Annotated in this window: 1 protein-coding gene; it reads right to left on the bottom strand. The window is 59.1% G+C overall.

The genetic code is table 11. The features are described 5' to 3' along the window. Positions 1 to 44: 44 nt before the first annotated feature. The coding region (locus GOOTI_RS21685) for a DEAD/DEAH box helicase (protein ID WP_007240751.1) at positions 45 to 4,749 on the bottom strand (4,705 nt) is incomplete at its 5' end.

Raw genomic sequence — 4,749 nt, 5'->3', positions numbered from 1 at the left:
GCCTACTCTGGCGGAGCCACACGGGTGGGGAATTCAGACGAGCATCACTGGGGAATTTCGATGAGCGCCGTCAATGGCAACGAGTCGATGATCTTCATGGATTCGACGGCCACGGTGGTCACCTTCCGGATCAGATCAACGATGCAGGTCGGATCATCGTGCTCTTCGCCCCAGTCGTTCGGGTCGTTGGTGATCTTGGAGTCTTTGTCAGTCTTGACCTGGTAGCGCTCCAGAATCCAGCCGAGGGCTGTGCGAGAGCCGAGGAGGTAACGTTCGGCATCTTCCGGTATGCCGGAGATCGTCACCTGCGGGTTGTAGATGATTGTGGAGTGGTCTGATTTTGACCGCCACTTCATCTTCTGCACACGCCACGTGTCCGGATCGTCGACATTGTGCCCCTTCTTAACCTCGATGTTGAGTGGGTACAGTTCGACGTCCTCATAGTCGGCGTGCAGCACCATCAGGCGGCGGCCTGCGTTCAAGTAGACGTCGAACTCGTCGCGGGACTCCGGTGTAGGGATGCGTGGCAGCATCTTCTTCAAGTCCGCAGCATAGGTGGTGCGGTAGGTCGGTGAGTGCAAGGTCCCGTAGACAAAGTAGAAGATGTCGTCCTTGGTGACGTCGTCGCCGAGCTTCGCTCGGTACAGATTCGTGATCTCATCGGTGATGTTGTCGACTCGTTGATACCCCCACTCATCGGTACCGCCAGTGGGGGTAGAGAAGTCGAGGGTGCCAGCGTCCTCTTCTGGCTTGCTGTAGGTGTAGCGCGGGAAAAACTGACCACCACTTCCCGCGCCTGTCACGTGGAGATTGGGTAGGTCTCGGAGGGCAAGGACCGAGAAGGGGACTGCTGAACCGGCACCGACTTGGTAGAAGCCGATGTTCGTGTGGTGGGGTGTGGGAAAAATCGTTGCGAGCTGGGATCGTTCGTGGTTGAGGTATTTGTCGAAGTAGACGTGTTGCTTATCGAACGGGCGGTAAGTTCCTGTCGTGAAGGCCCCCGACGTTGTGAGCGTTCGGTTTCGTGCGGCGTGATTGCGTAAGCTTCGCGCCCATTTGATCCGTGCAGGATCAGAGGCGGCCGGTGAGGTTCTGAGGAACTCGGTGACGGTGGCTTCCTTGGGTTTGGTGATGTCGTGGTCTGCGCAGTATTTCTGGAAGTCGCCGAGTGCGGCGTTGTAGTTGGTGATGAGACGTGCGACGGATTCTTCGAGTGTGGCGCGGCTGTAGTTGTACACCCACGCATCACGGGCAGTTTCGAGACCTCGGGAGAAGGTACCGAACACGGTGATGGCCCCGGCCTTCGGTGTCTTGTCGCCGATGACCGGAAATGTGGTGAAGGTCTCGTTGCGTTGGTTGATCCAGTCGCCTGCAGTGTTGGGTGTGAGGGTGTCCCAGTCGATGGCGGGGAGTGAGTCACTGTCAAGAATGCGGAGTTTGTCGTCGCGGGTGAGGTAGTCGCCGATGTCGCGGTAGTGGATCGTGGCGGGCCCCGTGTGTGACGGGTCTTTGACGCCGATGAAGATCGCAATAGTAGTGCGCCCACCGCCGCCGAAGACGTTGCCCTTCTCCTTTTTGCGGAGTTCACCGGCAGTGCGGGCGTTTCCGCGGAGGTTGTAGACGTAGATATTGCTGTAGTCGTCGGCGAGGGTGAGGCGCATGCCGTCGGCGGTGTTGCCGTCGATCCAGCCCCCGTTGGAGACGAATGCGACGATGCCTTGTTCACCGATGCGGTTGGTGGCCCAGCGGAATGCCCTGATGTACGAGTCGTAGAGGCTGTTTTTGTTGGTGGCCGTTGAGCGTGCGGCGTAGGTGTTTTCGATGTGGCCGTCGAGGGTCGGGTACTTGATGTTGGCGTTGTTGTCGTTAGCGCTGTCCTGGCCGACGGAGTACGGAGGGTTGCCGACGATGACGTTGATTTTGGTGTCGAGCTGTCGGGTGATGCGGTCGTTGTTCGCCGGGAACATCTCGGCATCCATCGTGTCGTCGGCTTCGCTGATCTGGAACGTGTCAGCGAGGACAATCCCGGGGAACGGTTCGTAGTCGGACGTGTCGGCTTTGCCGACCAGGGCGTGGTAGGTGGCTTCGATGTTGACTGCGGCGACGTAGTAGGCCAGCAGCATGAGTTCGTTGGCGTGCAATTCCTGGGTGTACTTGCGGGCCAAATCATGTGGGGTGACCAGCCCCGTCTGCATGAGTCGGGTGATGAAGGTGCCGGTGCCGGTGAACGGGTCGAGAATGTGGACATTGTCGTCGGTGAGACCCTTGCCGAAATGCTCACGGGAGACGGTGTCGGCGGCGTGGAGGATCCAGTCAACAACCTGGACGGGGGTGTAGACGATGCCGAGTGCATCGGACTGTTTCTTGAACCCGATCTTGAAGAACCGCTCGTATAGGTCGGCGATGATGCGCTGCTTACCCTCAGCGCTCGTGACCTGGGAGGCACGCAGCCGCACAGAGGCGTAGAAGTCGTCGAGGCTGGCAGTTTCTGACTCGAGGCCGGTGTCGCCGAGAGTGTCGACCATGCGTTGCATGACGATCGAGACCGGGTTGTGGGAGGCGAAGTCGTGTTCGCTGAACAGGGCGTCGAAGACCGGTTTAGTGATCAGATGCTGAGACAGCATGCTGATCGCGTCGTCGGTGCTGATGGAGTCGTTGAGGTTGTCGCGTAAGCCGTCGACGAACTTGCTGAACTCCGCTTCGATGGCTGGATCACTTTGAGCGAGAATCGCTTTGATGCGAGTAATCTGCGCGGCGGAGATGTCAGCAACGTCGTGGGCCCAGTCTTCCCAGTAGGTACGGTCTCCGACTTTGTCGACGATGCGGGCGAAGATCGCTTGCCGCCACTGCGACAAGGAGAACAACGCCAATTGCGAGGTGAAGTCAGCATCTGAGCTGGTGTTGTCGGATGGGGTGTCGGCGGACGGGCCGGTCGTTTCAGTCTCGTCGCCGGTATCGGGGCCGATGTGTCCACCCATCAAGGTCCCACTGCCGGTACCGGTAGCGGGTGTCTTGGTGTCGGCGGCGTTGAGGTTGATGGCGTTGACGTGGGCGTCGAATCGTTCGTCGTGGGAACGCAACGCGTTGAGAACCTCCCACACAACCTTGAACCGCTTGTTGTCCTTCAATGCCTGCGACGGGCTCACCTCGGCTGGCACAGCAACCGGCAAAATGATGTAGCCGTAGTCCTTGCCTTCGGACAGGCGCATCACCCGGCCAACGGCCTGGACAACATCGACGATCGAGTTGCGTGGATGCAGGAACAACACCGCATCAAGTGCTGGAACATCCACACCCTCGGACAGGCAGCGCGCGTTGGTGAGGATGCGGCACTCGTTGTCTGACAGTGGGGAGCTGATGCCTTTGAGCCAATTGATCCGCGAGGTGCGTTCCAGCGCGTTGTACGTGCCGTCGACATGTTCAACCGAGCAATACAAGTCGGCGTTGTTGGCTGCAGGATCGACGCTGTCGTCTTCGTCGTCGAGGGTGTCGCGGTAGGCATCGACAACGGCAGGGAACATCCGCGCGATGGACTTCGAGGTGGCGATGTCTTTGGCGAACGCGACAGCACGGCGCATAGGGTTCTCGCCGGGGGTGAAGGTGGAGCCGTCGATCGCGGCGCCAGCACGTTTGGCCAGCCCATTCCAGCAGCCGACGATCCGGGTGGCGTCATCAAGGTTGAGTTCATTATCGGAACCGGCAAGTTGTTCCTGCATCGGTCCGGCCACCAGTGACTGATCGACAGTCAGGACAAGAACTTTGTAGTCGGTGAGCAGGAGCTTCTCCACAGCTTCGCCGAACCCAAGGTGGTGGAACTCTGGACCGAACAGTTCCTCGTTGTCCATCGAGGCCACTTCAGCGGAATGCTCTTCGGCCTGGTCCTTGAGCTTCTGATCGTAGATCCGTGGTGTGGCGGTCATGTACAGACGGCGAGCCGACCTCAGAAATTCCGGGTCATGCACCTTCACGAAGTTCGATTCATCCGCACCGGTCAGCGTGACGCCAGTGGTGCGGTGAGCCTCATCGCAGAGGATCAGATCAAACTCCGGTAGCCCGTGGGCCTGAGCGTCAGAGACCACCGGAAGCGATTGATAGGTGGTGAACACCACTGTCAACCCATCAGCATCATTCGCAGCGTTGGTGAGTGACTCGGTCAGCTTCGCGGCGTTGGTGGTCACCGGGATAGCAACGTCATAGGTGCGGGAGTCCTCGGCAGCCCGGGATACCTTCTGATCCGAGCAGACAGCGAAAGCACGCAGCGGCATAGAGGTCTGCGCAGTCCATTCCCGCAACGTTTGCGACAACAGTGAAATCGACGGAACGCAGAACACGATTCGGGCACGCCCACCGTTCTCAGCAGCTGTGCGTTCGGCGATCTTCAAAGCGGTGAACGTTTTGCCGGTACCGCACGCCATGATCAGTTTGCCGCGGTCATTACCCGCACCGAAGCCGGTAAACACTTTGTCAATGGCAATTTGCTGGTGTTCACGGGGCTCATGCCGGGCGACCTGCTCGACGCCAACCGTAAAGTCGTCATCAGCCCATTCGACCTGCCAATCGATCGGTGACTCGGCAAGGACATCCAAACCGATGCGCTGTACCGGCTTGGATTGGTCATTCAGGGCGTCTTCAGCGTTCTTTCCCCACCGGTCAGTGGTGGAGATGATGATCCCGCTGGTGAACGGCGCTTTGCCAAGAGCAGTGAAGAAGCTGTCGATGTCACTCTTGGCCAGGTGATGCTCGGGTTCA

The sequence above is a fragment of the Gordonia otitidis NBRC 100426 genome (assembly GCF_000248075.1).
Lineage (GTDB): Bacteria > Actinomycetota > Actinomycetes > Mycobacteriales > Mycobacteriaceae > Gordonia > Gordonia otitidis.
This window is presented reverse-complemented; position numbering and strand designations above follow the sequence as displayed.